Here is an 18380-nt window from a genome sequence, read left to right as displayed (position 1 = left end):
TAAAGGATTTAAACCAGTAAGGTTCTTAAAATAGCTGCCGAGGCCATGCTAATCAAAATGGTCGGCAGCATGCCAAAGCGTGATGCAACGAATAGTGTCACCATTATGGCTACCAGATCAGCCGGATCATCTCGTAAAAAATATGGGGTGATCATCGAAATCAGTACACAGCCTGGAATCACTTCCAGAATTTTACGCTGACGTTTGCTCAAAGTTTTATTTTTGAGTAGGACATAGCCAAGTATCCGGGTGCAGTAAGTCGTTAGCGCCACCAATAAGATTGCGATAAAAGTGCTCATCTGGATCATGCTTCATTCTCCTGAATTAGCCAGAAGGCAGCGGCAATGCCAGCAAGCGCACCAATCAGCACATACCAGTTGCCTGGCAGATAGCTATAAGTCAGAGCAGCAAAAATTAAACTGATTAGCCAAGGTCTGGCTTCAGTAAAACCTTTCCACATACCTTTCAGTAAGATCAGCATAATGGCTGGGAAAGCCATATCAAAACCAAAATAGTGAATATCTCTTAACACCGGCCCAACCAAAGCACCTAAAGTGGTAAAGCCGACCCAAGCCAGATAAAGAACAATACATAGCCCGGCATAATAAGGCAGACTAAAAGCATGTTGATATCCAAACTATGCCAGTCGAAGCTGTGCATCTGTCAGGCTTAAGGCCCAGCTTTCATCGACCATAAAGAATAATGCCGGAAAGACTTTTCGATTTGGATGATGTCTTAAATAAGGCACCAGACTGGCACCGAGCAGAATATAGCGGCTGTTAATGAGAAAAGTAATAAAGATCAAGGTAAGAAGATGCGGTGAATCAGTCCAAGCTTCTAAAACTGCAAACTCGGAACCACCCGCAAAGTTCAGCCCGGTCAGCAAGGGAAACTCAAGCAGGCTAAAATCTTTTTGTGCTGCTGTTGCACCCAAGACCAGTGCCAGAGGAATTACACCCAATAATAAAGGTATGCAGTCTTTCACACCACGCTGAAACTCACTCAGAGGAGTGGCATCAGAAGGCGTTATACGTGGCTGAAAGGGAGGCATGAGATGATCGGGTTTTATTCTAGAAGGAGAAAGAAAGTTTATAAGAAATACCGGAGTCTTTGCAGTCCCTTTAAACTCTACCAGAATGATGCTGTTTTCTTGGTCATTTAAGTCTCCACATTGGGTTTTTGTATAGGATTATTTTTAAGCATCTAGTACTGATATTTTATAAATTTTTACCCTTGGATAGATGAGGATTGAATCAAGAATAAATTTTTCGTCATTGTTTTGGTTGGGGAAATATATTAGAAAATCAATTTGATATGTTGGTTATTAAATTTTATTCAGCCTATTTTCTCTTGATAAGAGGGAGATGATTTGGTTTATCTATCTAAGTCCTTTGTTCAGTCAGAGAAAATTATCAAAATTGCGATGCACAGCCTAAACGATCGTGCTAGACTAGGAGAAATCGGGTGTGCTCCCGATTTTTTTATGCGGTTTATTCCGCGCTGACAAGAATTTAGGTTTACAACATGCCCATTTCAGAGACATGGTTATTACCTGATGGTGTAGCTGATGTATTACCAGAACAAGCGCAAGTCATCGAAAGCCTGCGCCGTCAATCACTGGATTTCCTCGCATCTCGAGGTTATCAGCTGGTGTACACGCCATTTATTGAATACATTGAATCTCTATCTTCTCTCTCAGAATCGAATCAGGATTTAGACTTAGCCACTTTTAAAGTGATCGATCAGCTGTCTGGCCGTTTGCTTGGTGTGCGTGCCGATATGACACCACAAGTGGCTCGTATCGATGCGCATGTACATCCAGTGGAAGGTGTGGCTCGTTATTGTTATGCGGGTACGGTTTTACATACGAAACCTCAAGGATTTAATACCACACGTGCACCATTGCAATTGGGTGCAGAATTATTTGGTTCTGACAGCATTGATGCTGACGTGGAAATGGTTGACCTGATGATCAGCCTGATTCAGGAAGCAGGTCTGGCCGACAGTATCCACCTTGACTTAGGTCATGTGGGGCTGTTCCGTAGTCTGATTGTACAAGCCGGTTTAAGTAAAGCAACCGAACGCCAATTGTCTGATCTTTATCAACGTAAAGCATTGCCAGAACTGGCTGAATTTACTGCAAATCTTAAGTTTGGATCAGACTTCTATACGCTTGGCCGTTTTGCAAGTGACCTGGATGCCTTAAAAACGAATTTAAGTACTGAAGTATTAGAAAATCCAGCCTTCAAACAGGCATTTGATGCACTGCAAACCACCAAAAATGAAGTTCAGGCACGTTGGCCGAATCTGCATATTGGGATTGATGTCGTCGAGTTACGTTCATACCATTATCACACCGGCCTGATGTATGCCGTTTATGCACCGAACCGTGCTGCTGCACTGGCACAAGGTGGCCGTTATGATGGTATTGGTGAGCATTTCGGTCGTGCACGTCCGGCAACCGGTTTCTCCTGTGACTTATATGCTTTAAGTGCAGGCAAGTTTGCTACAGCTAAAGTTGTGGTAGCACCAAAGGGTACAGATGCTGCATTATTAAATGCGATTCAGGCAACCCGTGCACAAGGCTTAAGTGTAATTCAGTTATTAGGTAATGATGATTTAAACTCGGTACCGTATGCAACTCACCAGCTGGTGAATGTGGACGGTGAGTGGACCATCAAAACGATTTAATCGCTTTAATTGTTTTACTCAGTGTTCATGTCGCTGAGTGGGACTTTCAACTTTAACAGCATGATGTAATGAGGCTATTATGGGCAAGAATGTTGTGGTACTTGGTACCCAATGGGGCGACGAAGGTAAGGGTAAGATCGTCGACCTGCTCACAGATCAAGCGGCTGCAGTAGTTCGTTATCAAGGCGGACATAACGCAGGTCATACTCTCGTGGTTGGTGGTAAGAAAACTGTATTACACCTCATTCCATCAGGTATTTTACGTGAAAACGTATTGTGCTTAATTGGTAATGGTGTGGTTCTTTCACCTGAAGCGCTCATCAAAGAGATGGATATTCTTGAAAAAGAAGGCGTGCCAGTACGTGAACGTCTACGCATTTCTCCAAACTGTCCATTGATTCTTCCGCACCACATCGCACTTGACCAAGCTCGTGAGAAAAAACGTGGTAATGCGAAAATTGGTACAACTGGTCGTGGGATCGGGCCTGCTTATGAAGATAAAGTGGCGCGTCGTGCAATCCGTGTTGCTGACCTGGTGCGTGGTGGCGAACATCTGAAAGCTCAGCTTGAAGAATTGCTTGAATACCACAACTTCCAATTGACTCAATTCTTCGGTGTTGAAGCAGTTAAAGTTGAAGACGTACTTGCGCTTTGCGACGAATGGCGCAAAGTGATCGAGCCTATGGTTATGGACGTAACTGGTGAACTTCACGCTTACCGTAAAGCTGGCAAGAAAATCATGTTCGAAGGTGCGCAAGGTTCATTGCTTGACGTTGACCACGGTACATACCCGTACGTGACTTCTTCAAACACAACTGCTGGTGGCGTAAGTTCAGGTTCAGGTCTTGGTCCATTACACCTTGACTATGTTCTTGGTATTACTAAAGCATATACCACTCGTGTAGGTTCAGGTCCATTCCCAACTGAGTTGGTGTATGACGCTGCAACAGATACAGGTGATGCAATTGGTAAACACCTGGGTACTGTAGGTTCAGAATTTGGTGCGTCTACTGGCCGTCAACGCCGTTGTGGTTGGTTCGATGCTGAAATCCTGCGTCGTTCAGTAGAAGTGAACTCACTGTCTGGTATTTGCTTGACTAAACTTGACGTTCTTGACGGTTTAGAAGAAGTGAAAATCTGTGTAGGTTACGAAGCTGCTGATTCTGGCTGTGTTGGTTCTTCTGATGCGCTTGCATTCGAAACTTTAAAACCGATCTACGAAACTATGCCAGGCTGGAAAGAATCTACTTTTGGGGCGAAATCACTAGATCAATTGCCACAAGCGGCGATTAACTATGTGAAACGTCTTGAACAATTGATTGAATGTCCAATCGACATCATTTCAACTGGCCCAGACCGTGAAGAAACCATTATTCTTCGCCATCCGTTTGATGCTTAATCGCTTAAGCTAAAAATGATAAAAACCCTGTGATTTCACAGGGTTTTTTTATTTGAACGAACTTATAAAAATGATTGAAAACCTGTTTGGATTCTTTATGATGTTTTGACCTTATATATTTGAGAAGGTCATGAAATATAAAAAATTATTGGTGGGGATGGTCATTGCGACCACATTAACGGGGTGTACTACGGTTGCAGATCTGATGGGGGCTGATTCAGCCACATTAAATCTGAGTGCAGCACAAAGCTATAATCAGATGCTGACAGAGGCCAAGCAGAAACAGATTCTGGATATGACTTCTGCCACCTATAAAAAAGTAAATCGGGTTTTTCTGAAAATGAAGCCGTATGCAGATCAACTGAATCAGACTGGTCAGAAGTTTGACTGGCAAGTGGCGGTGATTAAATCCAACGAGATTAATGCTTATGTTGCACCAGGTGGCAAGGTGGTGTTCTATACGGGCATTGTCGATACACTAAAACTCACAGATGATGAAGTTGCTGCCATCATGGGGCATGAAATGGTACATGCGCTTGAGGAACATTCTAAGAATAAGGTAGGAGCGCAAGGCAAGCACTTACTGATCTGGCAGTAAGTATCGGTAGCAAGTACGTCGGGCAGTCTGCTGGTGGTTATGGTGGGCTACTGCTGGATATAGGGGCTCAATTTGGTGTGGGCTTGCCGTTCTCACGTAATCTGGAAAGCCGTGCCGATAAAGGCGGTCTCATGCTAATGGCACGAGCAGGCTATAACCCGAATGCAGCGATTACGTTGTGGCAAAAAATGAATGCACAAGACAGCCGTGGTAATAGTGTCCTGAATAAATTTACTTCTACGCATCCAACGAATGATGACCGAATTGCAGCCTTGCAACAGCTGATGCCTGAAGCGATGACGGTATACAAGACTAAGAAATAATTTCGAAATTCAGGACTAAAGTCTTAACGGCAAGTGCTGTGCAGTGGCATAGCGCTTGTTAGAATAAAACAAAATAAAATATGAGTATGCAGGATGCATAAAAATATATCGGGAACGATGTTCTATTCCTTGTTATTCGCGATGGGTGGCGCACCGACCATTGCGATGCTGATCATCCGTGCCCAAACTCAGGATCCTGACATTATTTGTGGGGCATTCATTGGCTTGAGCGTGATCATTGCCTGTGTATTGGTACCGGTCATCTTGCTGCAGAATGCTTTTCTATTTTTTAAGCGTAAAAGTGAAATTTTAGAAGAAAAAATTAAACCTTTGTGTCATTTATATTTAGGTTTAAATATTGTCTGTCTGATTTATTGGCTTGCGATACAGTATTGGGGTTAAAATTACATAAAATATAACAAGATGAAGTAATTGTACATTTAGTTGCTCCGGCCTTTAACTTATAATTTTTTACAATGTAAATTAACCTTTTGCTTATGGTGGAGTCACTATAATGAAAAATAAATTCTTGTTAGGTATGGGTGCAGCCGCAGCCATTACTTTGTCTGGTTGTACAACTATTGCCGATATTGCAGGTGCAGATACAGCGACTTTAAATGCTTCAGCCAGCCAAAGCTACAATGCCATGGTGGCAGACGCTAAAGCGAAAGGCCAGCTGGATACCAGTTCAGCGACATATAGTCGTATTAATGCTGTTTTTAACCGTTTAAAACCTTATGCCAACCAGCTGAACCAGACAGGTACTGCATTCCAATGGCAGTTGGCTGTATTGAAATCTGATCAGGTCAACGCTTTTGTGGCACCTGGTGGTAAAGTGGTGTTCTATACCGGTATCGTGAACAAGCTGAATCTGACCGATGCTGAAATTGCAGCCATTATGGGTCATGAAATGGTCCATGCCCTGGAAGAGCATGCGAAACAGAAACTTGGTGCACAAGCCCTGACTGATCTGGCATTGGGTATTGGTTTAAATGCAGCGGGCGTAGGACAAGGTGGTGCTGCAGTAGCACAATTGGGTAGCCAGATTGGTATCGGCTTGCCTTACTCACGTAACCTGGAAAGTCGTGCGGACCAAGGTGGTTTAACCTTAATGGCGCGTGCTGGCTATAATCCGAATGCAGCGATTACTCTTTGGGAAAAAATGAACAAGCTTGAAGGTGGTAGCACTGGCGTGACTTTCCTGTCTACTCACCCATCGAACAGTCAACGTATCGCAGCAATGCGTCAAAATCTGCCAGCAGCAATGCAGATCTATAACAAACGTTAATGATTGCGTAATTTGAGTGATTCGCGATTTTAATGATGAAAAGCAGGGTAGTAGTCCTGCTTTTTTATATTTAAAATCTTAAGGCAATAAAAAAGGCAAAGTTTTCACTTTGCCTTTTTATACTAAAGACCGGGAAGTCTTAGTGGTGGTGACCACCTGCACCGTGTACGTGACCGTGATCAAGTTCTTCTTGAGAAGGTTCACGGATAGACACGATTTCAACTTCGAAAGTTAAATCTTGACCAGCAAGCGGGAAGTTAGCATCAACAACTACGTTGTCACCTTCAACTGCTTTAACAGTTACGATTTGAACGCCGTCATCAGTTTGTGCTTGGAACTGCATGCCTGCCTGGATGTTGTCTACGCCTTGGAACATTTGTTTAGGCACTTCTTGCACTAGCTCTGGGTTATATTCGCCATAACCTTCAGCAGCAGGAACATTTACAGTGAATTTTTCACCAACAGTTTTGCCTTCTAAAGCTTTTTCTAAACCAGGGATGATGTTACCTGCACCGTGCAAATAGGCAAGTGGTTCACCTTGAGATTTGTCGAGAGTTTCGCCCTCTGCGTTAGTCAATGTGTAGTGGAAAGAAACCACGAGGTTATTTGCAATAGCAGTCATATTAATTGATCCATTCAATTTTTTAAGGGTACATCATAAAGTGAAATTGTATTTTTGTAGACTAAAAATAGCAAAAAAATGCAATTTGACATGTTTAATGATGATTTTTTCATATATGAGGACAATATTTACAATTTCAATGCAATTTCAGCTTGGGTGCAATTTTTCGTGTAACAAAGTCTTTGGCAGTTAACAGGCCAGCATGGGCATAGCCATGAATGGTGGCCTGATGAATCCGGTACAGGGATACATACATGGATTTCGCGACAAAGCCTTGAACATTGACCTGACCCAATAATTCACCGACAGCACTGTTTTGACTTAAAGACACTAATGAGCCTTTGTCAGAAAACTTGAACATCGGTAAATAGCTTTCGCCATTAATGCGTGCTTTTAAGGCTCTGACCAGAAAAGCGGCCTGCTGGCTGGCGACCTGTGCACGAGGGCCTAAAGCTGGTTGATCTGCTTCAGGCTGACAGTGAGCACAATCACCAAAAACGAAAATATCCGGGTCTGACAGAGTTTGCAGAGTTGCATAAACTTTTAGGCGATTAATGTTGTCTTTTTCCAGCTCTTTAAGTTTTGCCAGAACTTCAGGTGCTTTAATTCCAGCAGCCCAGACTTTAATTTCTGCTTCGAGGCTTGAATCATCAGCAAAGTAAATCTGGTCTTCATCGACTTTAGCGACCCTATGACTGGTTAATACCTCAATACCTAGACGATCGAGTTGCTCCATGGTGTGTTCAGCCATTTTCTCAGACAGTGCAGGTAAGATCCGATCAGCGGCTTCAATCAAAGTGATTTTGACTTTATTTGGATCAATTTTGTTCAGACCATATTTAAAAAAGTTTTGTTTGGCGATCACCAGCTCGGCAGCCAGTTCTACACCAGTCGCACCAGCCCCAATGATGGCAATTTTAAGCTCACGGGAAGAGGTTTGATTTTGAGCATTGAGATAAAGATGTAGCAGATCCTGCTGGAAGACATCGGCCTGCTGGCGGCTGTCGAGAAAATGACAGTATTGGGCAACACCTTCCGTATTAAAATCATTGGAAGTGGAACCTAGTGCTAACACTAGCGTGTCATAGCTGATCTGTTTCTTCTGTTTAGGCTGAGCTTTTTTAGAAAAATAATCTGTTTCCAGAATAATTTCTTTAGCCTCACGATCCAGATCAATAAATGTTCCCAGCACAAAGTGATAATGATGAGCTGCAGCATGACTAAAATAATTGGTTTCTTCTGCATGCGGATTAAGCGTACCTGCAGCAATTTCATGCAATAAGGGTTTCCAGATATGCGTCAGTTTCTGATCTACTAGGGTGATATGTGCTTTGCCACTCTTGCCTAAGGTTTCGCCCAATTGAGTAGCCAGCTCCAATCCACCTGCGCCACCACCTACAATTACGATTCGATGTGCTGTCATATATTATTAACCTATTTATTTTTCTAATAAAAATAAGAGAAATTTAGACCAAATATACTATGGCATGGGCAGCAGGCCGTCTTGATTAGAATTGTTATACAAATTACAAAACGTAGCAATTATGTCAGGGGAGGTAAAATTGACGAGAGGAAAGGAAGAAATCTATGGAGGGAGTTAGAAGACAAATGAGAGGCCTTCTAACTGTATTCAGCGCTTATTTCTGGATTGGATAGAGTTTGGCACTTGGTGCACTTTCTGCAAAGATGCCAAAGAAGCTGGATAACCAGCTTAAGAATTTCTGGAAGAAACCTGCTTCTTCAAGCTCAACCATATCTTCAATCTGGATGGTACGAATAAGCTGATTATTCTGATAGACATGAATCGTCGCCAATGGCATCACTTTGGCCATAGGTGCAATCAGTTCAGAAGCATTCATTTCTACATTAATATGGGTCTGGGTTTCATGTAGCGGTTCAATGCTTTGCATTACACCATCACCTGTATTCAACATCACTCGTTGATGGTTTTGATCGAACTGGTTCAGGTCAATGGCATAATTCTGATCATATAAAGAGGTCGTAATAATCTGCGGCTGTTTGGTCTCTACCTTAAACATTTTTAAAGTCGATTTGATCACCGGTAATTCAGCCAGTAACTGTTTGTCTTTAATGGCGACTTCATTACGAGTATAGGTATACGCCAGATTCATCAACTTATGCGACACTTCAGCACGTTTGGCAGCACTTTTAGTCCCTAGAACTACCACAATCAAACGACGATGGGGCAGTTCCATATCATAAGTCGGACGATTGGCGGTAAGCGCCAGGTTATAGCCGGCTGCGCGAGTGAAGCCCGTTTTTAAACCGTCCACGCTTGGGTCCACTTGCAACACGCGGTTAGTGGCGCGGTGAAAATGGTTGTTATAGCTAAAACTTGGCTGCTTGGAATAATACAGATAGTCTGGAGTCTGGTTGACCACAGCTGCCGACAAACGCGCCAGATCGGCTACAGTAGAATAGTGCTCAGGCATGGTAATGCCGGCCGGATTCTGGAAATGGGTATGTACCATGCCCAAAGCTTTTGCTTCCCGATTCATTCGCTCGACAAAGCTTGGAATATCACCTGAAATTTTTTCTGCCAATGTCACAGCAGCATCATTCGCCGACATGATAATCAGGCCTGCTAGAAGCTGATCAATCGAAATCTGCTCACCTTCTTTCAGGTACATTTGTGACTCATCCCACATCACTGTTTTCACAATCGGCGTTGCAGTTAATACTTCACTTTTATCCAATTTACCTGCCTGAATTTCCTTGAGTGCAATATAAGCGACCATCATTTTGGTGAGGGAAGCAGGTGCACGTTGAACATCGGCATTGTGTTCGGCAATGACCTGACCTGATTGTGAGTCAAGAATGGTCCAGGCTTCTGCTTCAACGCTTTCAGGCAAAATATTCAGAAGGGCAGCATATGAAATTGCAGGCACAAACAGGCTGAGAACTGCAAGCAGTGAGATGATGTATTTCAAAGATGTTCCTTAATAACCAACCGGTCGATGAACGATTTAATTTTCACGCATGCTATGCCTTTTTTTAAAGGATAGCTAGTCAGAAATGTAGACAAATGCGACAGCTAAGCAATACTGGCCTAAAAAATGCTAAGCTAAGCTATAACTCATTTATTTGTATTTTATATCGCCCATTATGTTGCATTATCAAATCGAATTTGACGATTATCGTCAGCACCTTATTCACGTAACTCTTCGCTTTTTAGCAGACCCAACGCAAGTCCTTTCTTTACCGACCTGGATTCCGGGCAGTTACTTGATTCGTGAGTTCTCAAAGCATATTGAGGCGGTCAAGGCTTATGATGAGGATGGACGCCAGCTACAAATCCAGAAGTTTGAAAAGAATAAATGGCGTTTATTCAATACGGATCATGAACTGATTACTGTGGAATACGATGTCTACGCGTATGACCTGTCTGTTCGTGGTGCATATGTGGATCAAAACCGTCTCTATGTGAACCCGGCTTGTGCATGTTTGGGGCTGGAAGGTCAGGAACGTAAAGAAATTGAAGTTGAAGTATTCCTGCCGGATGAGCTGAAACATTTCCAGCTTGCGACGGGTATGCAGGCCAAAAGTCTGGTCAAAGGTCGCTATACCTTAAAAGCAAAAAACTATGCTGAACTGATTGATGCACCGTTTGAACTGGCAGAGCAGACCCGTTTCAGTTTTGAAGCCAATGGCATTCCGCATGAGTTTGTGGTGTCAGGCAAACATGCGATGAATGAACAGCGTATGAAGCAGGATATTGAGAAAATCTGTGCGACAGAAATTTCCATGTTCGGTTCTGCACCATTCAATGATTATACCTTTATGACTATGGCAACCGGTAACAGCTATGGTGGTCTGGAGCATCCGAACTCAACCAGTCTGATTACACCGCGTGATGACTTTCCTAAAGCAGATGAGCCTGAAGAGCCATCGAAAGATTATCAGCGTTTCCTTGGTCTATGTAGTCATGAGTATTTCCATTCATGGTTAGTTAAATTTATTCGTCCAGAAAACTTCGTGAATTATGACCTGAACAAAGAAGGCTATACCTCTTTGCTTTGGATCTTTGAAGGGTTTACGTCTTATTATGACGACCTGATTCTGCTACGTAGTGGTGTGATCAATCAGGAATCTTATATTGCATTGCTGAAAGCGCAGATTGATCGCTATTTGCAAAACCCGGGACGTTTTATCCAGTCAGTATCTGAGTCTAGCTTTGATGCCTGGGTGAAATTCTATCGTCAGGATGAAAACTCAAACAATGCCGGTACAAGCTACTACAATAAAGGCTGTTTAGTCGCATTGTGTCTTGATCTAGGTCTCCGTCTGCGTGGCTCAAGTCTGGACGCTTTGATGCGTAAGCTTTATGAAAATACGCAAAATGGCATTCAGGTCAATGAACGGACTATCTTTGAGTTATGTCAGGAATTGACAGGTGATAACTGGTTAGAACAGATCAATCATTTGATCAATACCACAGATGAATTGCCTTTAGATCAGTTACTACCTGAATTTGGCGTGAGCTATACGCTGAAAAATGACAAGTCATTACCATTTGGTTTGAAACTTGCAGATAAGCCTGAAGGTGTGCTGGTTCAGTCTGCACGTCGTGATGGAGCAGGGGTGAAAGCGGGCCTTTCAGCGAATGATGTAATTGTAGCGATTGATGGCCTTAAAGCAACGACGAAACTTGTCGAGAAATATGCGAAACAGGAAGGTACGTATACTGTCCATGCATTCCGTCGTGATGAGCTGATGACTTTTGAAGTTCAAAATGGTGGTTCTGAACTGACTGAGGTTGAGTTAAAAGTTGAAGATCAAGCTAAAGCCGAGAAATGGTTGAAAGCTTAATCAGAATGTTGCTATTAAAAAAACCGCTGTTAAGACAGCGGTTTTTTATTGGGTTTTTTAGATGATTTATTTAATGATCAGTCGTGAAGTTCCACGGAATTCAGCCACGATTTGATCTTTCTGATTCAGGATCTGAATATCGTAAATACCACTACGACCGCTACTGGCCTTATGTTCAGCTATGGCGATAAGGGTATCACCTAACAAAGCTGGTTTTAAATAATGAATCCCGCAATGTTGGCCGACTGCTGGGTGTTCGCCGGTATTGCAGGCAATGGCAAATGCAGCATCAGCTAATGCAAAAATCACAGCGCCGTTACAGGTTTGATGTCCCTGTAAATGTTGTTCAGTCACTTTAAGTTCAATCTTCGCATGATTGTGGTTATAGGAAATTAGATGTGCACCGAGATACTGAATTAATCGGTCCTGGTTAAACATTTGATTCACTTGCTGATCCATTGCAAAACTCCTTTTTAGATACACTTTATTTTAAAAATAATAATTATGTGAATCATAAATAGCATTTCAGGAGATAAATAACAAGCGAAAGCCAGATGAATGATAAAATGCAGCTGTTTTACACATCAAAATAAAGCGCCATGAAAATGACGCTTATAGATAATAAGGATTAGTTGCCACGATAGGTTGAATAACCATAAGAGCTCAGTAATAAGGGAATATGATAGTGCTCTAGAGTACCGTCAATCGTAAATACCACAGGCACTTCAGGGAAGAAGGTGCGTTGATTATTGGCCTTAAACCAGTCACCGGTTTTGAAGGTCACTTTATAGATGCCTTTCTGTAAAGCAGTATCTTTAGGATAAAACTCTTTAATACGGCCATTAGCATCTGTTTTTAACTCATTCAGTTTTATCCACTTGTCACCTTGCTGAGCTTCCAAAATCACCGCGACATTGGCGGAAGGCAGCCCAGTTTCCTGATTCAGCACATGCACACTTAAAGGATTCTGTGCAAAAGAAAAGCTTGCTGTCACCGCTAGAAGAGCACCAAAAATAATTTTTTTCATGGGTTTGATCCTATTCAATAGATGGATAAAATTAAAGTTGTTTTAAAGTATGTTGAATGCCTTGTACGGCACACTGATGATCCTGTTCAGAGCCACCAGAGCCTGCAACACCAACAGCGCCAATGAGCTGGTTTTTATAAACCACAGGCACCCCGCCGCCCAGTAATAACAATTCACCCAAGGTATTTAAATTCTGTGCATCCGGGTTCTTTTGTGCATGACGCATAAAATCCAATGTACTTGTCTTAGTCGAGTATGCAGTAAAGGCTTTACGCTGTGATGCAGTTAAATTGTGAATTCCGACAGATTCATACCGTTGACTGGCCAGAACATTGCCGCCTTGATCCAGTACCGTGACTGCAGCGGGTTTGCTGGCTTTCTGACAAGCTTGCATGACATTCTCAGCAAGTTGGTTTGCTGTGTTCAAGTCCATAATATAGGCCGTTTTTAATTCAGCATGGCTTAAGCTGACCATCGCCAAGCTCGCTAGATATAACAATATTTTTCTCTGATTCAATCTGCTTATCATGATAATGTTCAATCATATAGAAATTGAGAAGATCATAATCAAATAATTGAGGCCCATGGATGACAATCAGATTACCAATTTGTAATCTTTGCGCTGTATGAAATTGATTAAACTCAGCCCATGCATATTTTAATTGTAGAAGATGGAACCAAAATTGCCGGCTTTTTGGCTACAGGCTTAAATGAATCCGGCTACCAGACTACACAGCTAGGTAATGGCCTGCATGCCTTATCGGTGCTGGAACAGCAACAGATTGATCTGGTATTGCTGGATGTGATGCTGCCCGACCTGGACGGCTAGCAAGTCCTCAAAACTTTGCGTACTTTCTCTAAAGTTCCCGTACTCATGCTGACGGCCAAAGATCATGTGCTTGACCGGGTCAAAGGATTGGAACTAGGTGCAGATGACTATTTAATCAAGCCTTTCTCTTATATCGAACTCTTGGCCCGTATCAAGAGTCTGCTGCGCGGTGTACCCAAAACACAACATGAAATGTATCAAGTGGCCAATTTAGAGCTGAATCGTTTAACCCGGGAAGTATTTCGAGACCAGCAAAAAATTGAGCTTACCCAAAAAGAGTTTGCACTTTTGCAGTTGCTGATGGAACACCAGTCCGAAGTGTTAACCCGGACACAAATTGCTTCACTGGTCTGGAATATTAATTTTAATACCGATACCAATGTCGTTGATGTTGCTGTACGCCGATTACGTTCTAAAATTGATGACCATTTCAGTCCAAAACTTATTCATACGGTACGTGGTATGGGCTATAAGCTGGATGCGCAAGCATGAAAATGCATTTGGGCACACGTCTCGGCATCGCTTTTGGCCTCATTTCCTGTATCGTTTTTCTAAGCATCGGTGGATTGTGTCCTATCACAATATGCAGCAGATAGTGCAACAACAGCAGGATGAAGCTTTGGCCTTGCGGATTTCCAGGATTGAAATATTTCTGGCTGATCAGCAAAGCTTTCAGGTGCTGATCGAACATCCAGAGCTTTATGAGAATATGCTTGGACAGGAAGACAACTTACTGATCCTTAAAAACGCGCAGAATACATTAATTGATATTAATCCTTTAAATATTACTATTCCTCTATTGGATTATCACACCAAGCTAAATTATCAAAATAATAAAAATTGAACAACCCACGACCCGTTTGGCATTTAAGCAAGTGGACTTTAATGGACAGACTTATCAACTGATTGCCGGTAAGCAACTCATAGCAGGGCAACAGGTTTTAAAGCATTACCTGATAAAATTAGTGATCTACACTCTGCTTGGTATTATTTTATCCACCTTGTTAGCCTGGCTGATGGAACACTATCTGCTACGATCCATGCGTCAATTAATTTATGCCACTCAGCAGATTAATGTACAGCAGCTGGATCAACGCATCGAGTTGCCATCCCGAACTATTGAGGTGCAGCAACTAACAGAGGCCATAAATGCCATGCTGGACCGAATACAGCAAGGCTATGAACAGCTGGTCCGATTTTCTGAAGATATTTCTCATGAATTACGAACGCCCCTGAATAACTTGATGGGGCAAACCCAGATTGCCTTGTCGAAGTCACGTAGTCGCGATGAATTAGAAAATCTGCTGTATTCTCATCTGGAAGAATATGAACGTCTGACCCAGATGATTGAAAACATGCTGTTTATCGCCCGGGTAGAACATGGTCATTATCAGATAGAAAAACAGACACTAGAACTGAGCCAGATCATAGAAGATTTGCTGGCATATTTTGAGCTTCTGGCAGAAGAAAAAAATATATCTATTTATACGGATATTCCGGCTCAACTGAATATAGCTGCGCATCCAGAATATCTGCAACGTGCGCTTGCCAATTTACTCAGCAACGCAGTGCAGTATGGAAAGGAAAATGGAGAGATCAGAATCACGGCGATGACTACAGAAAATAGCTGTCGGATTGATGTGCTGACAGCAGGTGTACAGATCCCCGAGCAGTATTTAGCCCATCTGTTTGAACGTTTTTACCAGATTGAAAGCAGCCGGCATCAAAAAGCCCAAACGGGTGGTTTGGGCTTGGCGATTGTGCAGTCGATTATGCAGTTGCATCAGGGGGAAGTTCAGGTGAATAACCATCCTCAAGGTGTGGTCTTTAGTTTGATCTTCCCGACCTGAGCAGTGGCTTAACGGGTACGACGGCCACGACTCTTAGTATTTGGACGGGTAGTACCATTAGTCTTGCGACGTGGTTTTTCACCTTCTTCCATTTGCCAGATACGCGGTGTACCGGTTTTTTTCTTGGTGCCGTCTTTCGTTACTTTCTTGTTAATCGGTTTACCACCGGTACCACCCGGCTTTTTCACATAAGAGCGCGAGCGGTAAGGTTCTTGAGCAGGCACATCTTTAAAGTCTGGATAAAGTAGGGGTTCAATTTCTTTAGTTTCACCTGGCTGTAAACCTAATTGAACCAGATCAATCGAACCGATTTTGGTGCGGATCAAACGTAAGGTAGGAAAGCCGACTGCTGCAGTCATACGACGAACCTGACGGTTACGACCTTCACAGATTGAAATTTCGACCCATGAAGTTGGAACAGAAACACGGAAACGTACAGGAGGATTGCGTTCCCATAACCATTCCGGTTCAGTGACTTTAATTGCTTTGGCTGGCAGCGTAATACCGTCATTCAGTTCAACGCCTTTACGAAGCTGTTCTAGAGCTTCTTCGGTTATATCACCATCGACCTGAACCAGATAAGTTTTGAATTTTTTGCTGGCTGGATTAGTAATATATTGGTTTAAACCACCATGATCGGTCAGGAACATCAAACCTTCAGAATCCATATCCAGACGACCGGCAATACGCAGATCCGGATCGTCTACGAAATCCGCCATAGTCTGATGTTTTTCATCTGGACGAAATTGGGAGAGGACGTCATAAGGCTTGTTAAGAATGACAATTTTCACTTTAACCTACTAAAATATATAAAATAATTCTGATGTGGCAGTCATGTTGCCCATTGTAATACTCCTTTACTTATAAATAGGAGATAAGGGAAGACATAAAAGAGTCCACTAAGTGGAAGCTATCATAGCAGATTCTGATTTATCTTCCTCGAATTTATGTTTTGCATCAAATTTGATTGCGTTTGATTGCGACCATGCCGCTTTAAAATGATGTACTTTTTGTATTCAAATATGATCTTCCGTTTAAGAATGTTAATCATCGATAATCTACATTTTCGACTGCACTTGTCGATTTAGTTAAGGGAAAATAAGGCAATTCAAGGCAAAGCAAAAAATTGATAATGATTTTTATAGACCTGAAATGGCTTTGATGAATTTACATACCATACAAAAAGCTTTCCAAATTGACTTAGACCACTACAAAACAAGCTGATATTTTAATTTCACAGTTTCTAATATTTTTAATTTTGAGGTGAACAATGAAATTGTTGACTTTAATTAGTATGGGTATTGCAGCAAGTTATTGTTATAAAATCATCAAACATAACAAGCAAAATCTTTCGAATCTAAGTTTTGATGAAGTGATTAATCAACACATTTTACGAGATTTTATAGCCTGAGCATTACTTATATTTACTGCTAGTTTAATTTGATTATAAATAGAAAATCTCAACATATATTGTTGGGATTTTTTATTTTTATCATTTGAATATTTTTAGATAAGATAAGTAAGAAAATTTATATCAAAATGAAAGTTACATGATTAATCTATTAAATAGTCAATTAATACAACTCTATAAAGCAATGTAAACGAAAAATTCAAATCTTCTGCTAAATTAAAAATAAACCAAATGTGTGGAGGTTTGTATGAGAAATATACCAGAAGGAACCCAGGTTATTCATCATATATCAGCTCAGGACTGTGCATTCTATAAGGAAGAAAATGGAATTCTGAAAGTCTGGAATAGTGGCACTTGGGTGAATGCGATTGTACCAAATCTGGAAAAGATGATGGAGCTTGATTTCGAGTTAGAAGTACTCAAATCTATGTAGTAATTTAAAATTTAAAGATCCTTCTATTTAGGATCTTTAAATTTATATTGAGGTTTTAAAAATAATAAAAAATATCTTTACGATAAAAGAGAATTTTATTGAAAATAAAATAGCAGTTGTTGATTAATTAAAAATACTTATTAGTTGTTTAGTTTTAATTTGATATCAAATAAGGAAAATAAATTATGAAATAGTAAAATTAGAAGCTATGAAATAACTTAAAAAGACATTAAGTTCAAAAGCTTAAATTTTGGAATGGCAATATATTACATAGAAAATTTTTTTATAAACAAAGATTATTTTATGATTTCAAAGAAATAATCTATTAATTTTTTAAATAAAATCCATTAAGTAAATGAAAATTAAGAATATATTTATTGATAATTAAGGTTTAATTTATAGTTTTACTCTCTTATATTGTGTTTTACTTTAGTTTAAATATTCAAGATTATGTAATATTTTGTTATTTGGTTTTATGCTTATGTAGTGTATAAATAATATACAGCTCTCCATGAGGGAAAAACACATGACTAAAGCAGAATTAGCTGTCTCCGCATTGGTCGTATTCCTTATTACCTTGATGGTTTATGGAGTAGGACAATCATTGAGTTATTAAAATAACTTTTCCTAATGATTCCCGTATGTAAATAAAGCCCTTCGTGGGCTTTATTTTGTTTTCAGTCTGAGTCTGAATCATTCTTCTGATTTTCAGAATATTCTAGCGCAGCTTTTTGTGCTTCTGCGGCAGCTTTAGCTTCCAAAGGAATAGCATCTGCTGCAATAGTAGAAGTACCATAAAAGCCCATCGTAATGAGTATTAGAATTTTCGAAAACTGTTTCATACAAAATCCTCTAATTTTCTAAAACTTGATTTCAGTATAGGGGATAAAACTCTCTGCACATGTATGAGCGGTGTCTGCTTATGTAAGATATTCGGGCTTAGCGTGAAAACCCTTTCACCTTATGTAAGAACAATTATCTTATGAATTATTTTGTAGAATTAATTAAAGAAATGTTTTAGAAATTGAAAATATTAAATTTATAATTAGAAAGATATAAATTAGACTTCTTGCGTTAGT

16 protein-coding genes and 4 pseudogenes are annotated in these 18380 nt (G+C 40.9%); 10 read left to right on the top strand and 10 right to left on the bottom strand.

Annotated features, from left to right (window positions below; translation table 11 throughout):
- Nucleotides 1-8: 8 nt before the first annotated feature.
- Both B3Q46_RS12295 and B3Q46_RS12290 read right to left on the bottom strand, forming a co-directional pair.
- Nucleotides 9-308 carry an AzlD family protein gene (locus tag B3Q46_RS12295; protein WP_262736262.1) on the bottom strand — a complete coding sequence of 100 codons (300 nt, stop codon included), beginning with the start codon at nt 306-308 and terminating at the stop codon, nt 9-11.
- Nucleotides 305-1051 (bottom strand): annotated as a pseudogene (locus tag B3Q46_RS12290) (AzlC family ABC transporter permease). Before B3Q46_RS12290 ends, B3Q46_RS12295 begins: the two are co-directional and overlap by 4 nt.
- Nucleotides 1052-1524: 473 nt before the next feature.
- On the opposite strand from B3Q46_RS12290, the gene B3Q46_RS12285 reads away from it, so the two are divergent.
- The 5 genes and pseudogenes from B3Q46_RS12285 (at nt 1525) to B3Q46_RS12265 (ending at nt 6299) form a co-directional block, all read left to right on the top strand.
- Nucleotides 1525-2691, top strand: a complete 1167-nt coding sequence (locus B3Q46_RS12285; RefSeq protein ID WP_004784187.1) for an ATP phosphoribosyltransferase regulatory subunit — start codon at nt 1525-1527, stop codon at nt 2689-2691.
- Nucleotides 2692-2770: 79 nt separating this feature from the next.
- Nucleotides 2771-4090, top strand: coding sequence for an adenylosuccinate synthase (locus tag B3Q46_RS12280; RefSeq protein WP_004784184.1), 1320 nt, complete (start codon nt 2771-2773; stop codon nt 4088-4090).
- Between the two features lie 130 nt (nt 4091-4220).
- Nucleotides 4221-5011, top strand: a pseudogene (locus B3Q46_RS12275) (M48 family metallopeptidase).
- A 93-nt stretch (nt 5012-5104) separates the two neighbouring features.
- Nucleotides 5105-5413 carry a hypothetical protein gene (locus B3Q46_RS12270; protein ID WP_286716041.1) on the top strand — a complete coding sequence of 103 codons (309 nt, stop codon included), beginning with the start codon at nt 5105-5107 and terminating at the stop codon, nt 5411-5413.
- 112 nt (nt 5414-5525) lie between these two features.
- Nucleotides 5526-6299 (top strand): M48 family metallopeptidase, encoded by a 774-nt coding sequence (locus tag B3Q46_RS12265; RefSeq protein ID WP_004784174.1) that lies wholly within the window; start codon nt 5526-5528, stop codon nt 6297-6299.
- Nucleotides 6300-6438: 139 nt separating this feature from the next.
- Here the strand turns inward: B3Q46_RS12265 and slyD are convergent, their stop codons facing one another.
- From slyD to B3Q46_RS12250, 3 genes are all read right to left on the bottom strand, one after another.
- Nucleotides 6439-6921 (bottom strand): peptidylprolyl isomerase, encoded by a 483-nt coding sequence (gene slyD / locus B3Q46_RS12260; protein WP_004784172.1) that lies wholly within the window; start codon nt 6919-6921, stop codon nt 6439-6441.
- 136 nt (nt 6922-7057) lie between these two features.
- Nucleotides 7058-8344, bottom strand: a complete 1287-nt coding sequence (locus B3Q46_RS12255; protein ID WP_004784170.1) for an NAD(P)/FAD-dependent oxidoreductase — start codon at nt 8342-8344, stop codon at nt 7058-7060.
- A 214-nt stretch (nt 8345-8558) separates the two neighbouring features.
- A complete protein-coding gene (locus B3Q46_RS12250) occupies nt 8559-9872 on the bottom strand; it encodes a D-alanyl-D-alanine carboxypeptidase PBP6B (RefSeq protein WP_004784169.1) in 1314 nt (437 codons plus the stop codon).
- A 175-nt stretch (nt 9873-10047) separates the two neighbouring features.
- Here B3Q46_RS12250 and B3Q46_RS12245 point away from each other — a divergent pair, with 175 nt between their 5' ends.
- Nucleotides 10048-11751: a M61 family metallopeptidase gene (locus B3Q46_RS12245; RefSeq protein ID WP_004784167.1), complete on the top strand. Its 1704-nt coding sequence runs from the start codon at nt 10048-10050 to the stop codon at nt 11749-11751.
- Nucleotides 11752-11817: 66 nt separating this feature from the next.
- Here the strand turns inward: B3Q46_RS12245 and paaI are convergent, their stop codons facing one another.
- The 3 genes from paaI to B3Q46_RS12230 all read right to left on the bottom strand — a co-directional run bounded on the left by paaI (nt 11818) and on the right by B3Q46_RS12230 (nt 13253).
- Entirely contained in the window at nt 11818-12210 is a 393-nt protein-coding gene (gene paaI, locus B3Q46_RS12240) for a hydroxyphenylacetyl-CoA thioesterase PaaI (protein ID WP_004784165.1), read from the bottom strand.
- A 169-nt stretch (nt 12211-12379) separates the two neighbouring features.
- The gene (gene uraH / locus B3Q46_RS12235; RefSeq protein ID WP_004784162.1) at nt 12380-12778 is read right to left on the bottom strand and encodes a hydroxyisourate hydrolase; all 399 of its coding nucleotides are present in this window, start codon (nt 12776-12778) and stop codon (nt 12380-12382) included.
- A 31-nt stretch (nt 12779-12809) separates the two neighbouring features.
- Complete coding sequence (locus tag B3Q46_RS12230) at nt 12810-13253, bottom strand: GlcG/HbpS family heme-binding protein (RefSeq protein ID WP_004784161.1); 444 nt, start codon at nt 13251-13253, stop codon at nt 12810-12812.
- Between the two features lie 174 nt (nt 13254-13427).
- On the opposite strand from B3Q46_RS12230, the pseudogene B3Q46_RS12225 reads away from it, so the two are divergent.
- Both B3Q46_RS12225 and B3Q46_RS12220 read left to right on the top strand, forming a co-directional pair.
- Nucleotides 13428-14099 (top strand): annotated as a pseudogene (locus B3Q46_RS12225) (heavy metal response regulator transcription factor).
- Nucleotides 14096-15457: pseudogene (locus tag B3Q46_RS12220) on the top strand (heavy metal sensor histidine kinase). The pseudogenes B3Q46_RS12225 and B3Q46_RS12220 overlap by 4 nt, the downstream one beginning before the upstream one ends.
- A gap of 8 nt (nt 15458-15465) precedes the next feature.
- Here B3Q46_RS12220 and B3Q46_RS12215 read toward each other — a convergent pair.
- Nucleotides 15466-16248 (bottom strand): rRNA large subunit pseudouridine synthase E, encoded by a 783-nt coding sequence (locus B3Q46_RS12215; protein WP_004784150.1) that lies wholly within the window; start codon nt 16246-16248, stop codon nt 15466-15468.
- 479 nt (nt 16249-16727) lie between these two features.
- On the opposite strand from B3Q46_RS12215, the gene B3Q46_RS16455 reads away from it, so the two are divergent.
- Together B3Q46_RS16455 and B3Q46_RS12210 are read left to right on the top strand one after the other, a co-directional pair.
- Nucleotides 16728-16868 (top strand): hypothetical protein, encoded by a 141-nt coding sequence (locus B3Q46_RS16455; RefSeq protein WP_004784147.1) that lies wholly within the window; start codon nt 16728-16730, stop codon nt 16866-16868.
- 247 nt (nt 16869-17115) lie between these two features.
- Entirely contained in the window at nt 17116-17301 is a 186-nt protein-coding gene (locus B3Q46_RS12210; protein WP_004784145.1) for a hypothetical protein, read from the top strand.
- 677 nt (nt 17302-17978) lie between these two features.
- Here B3Q46_RS12210 and B3Q46_RS12205 read toward each other — a convergent pair.
- Nucleotides 17979-18143, bottom strand: coding sequence for a hypothetical protein (locus tag B3Q46_RS12205; RefSeq protein ID WP_004784140.1), 165 nt, complete (start codon nt 18141-18143; stop codon nt 17979-17981).
- Nucleotides 18144-18380 lie beyond the last annotated feature (237 nt).

Source organism: Acinetobacter sp. UBA2581, from assembly GCF_002339435.1.
Classification (GTDB): domain Bacteria; phylum Pseudomonadota; class Gammaproteobacteria; order Pseudomonadales; family Moraxellaceae; genus Acinetobacter; species Acinetobacter variabilis.
The sequence above is the reverse complement of the archived record's forward strand: the minus strand, read 5'-3'. Positions and strand labels throughout refer to the sequence as shown.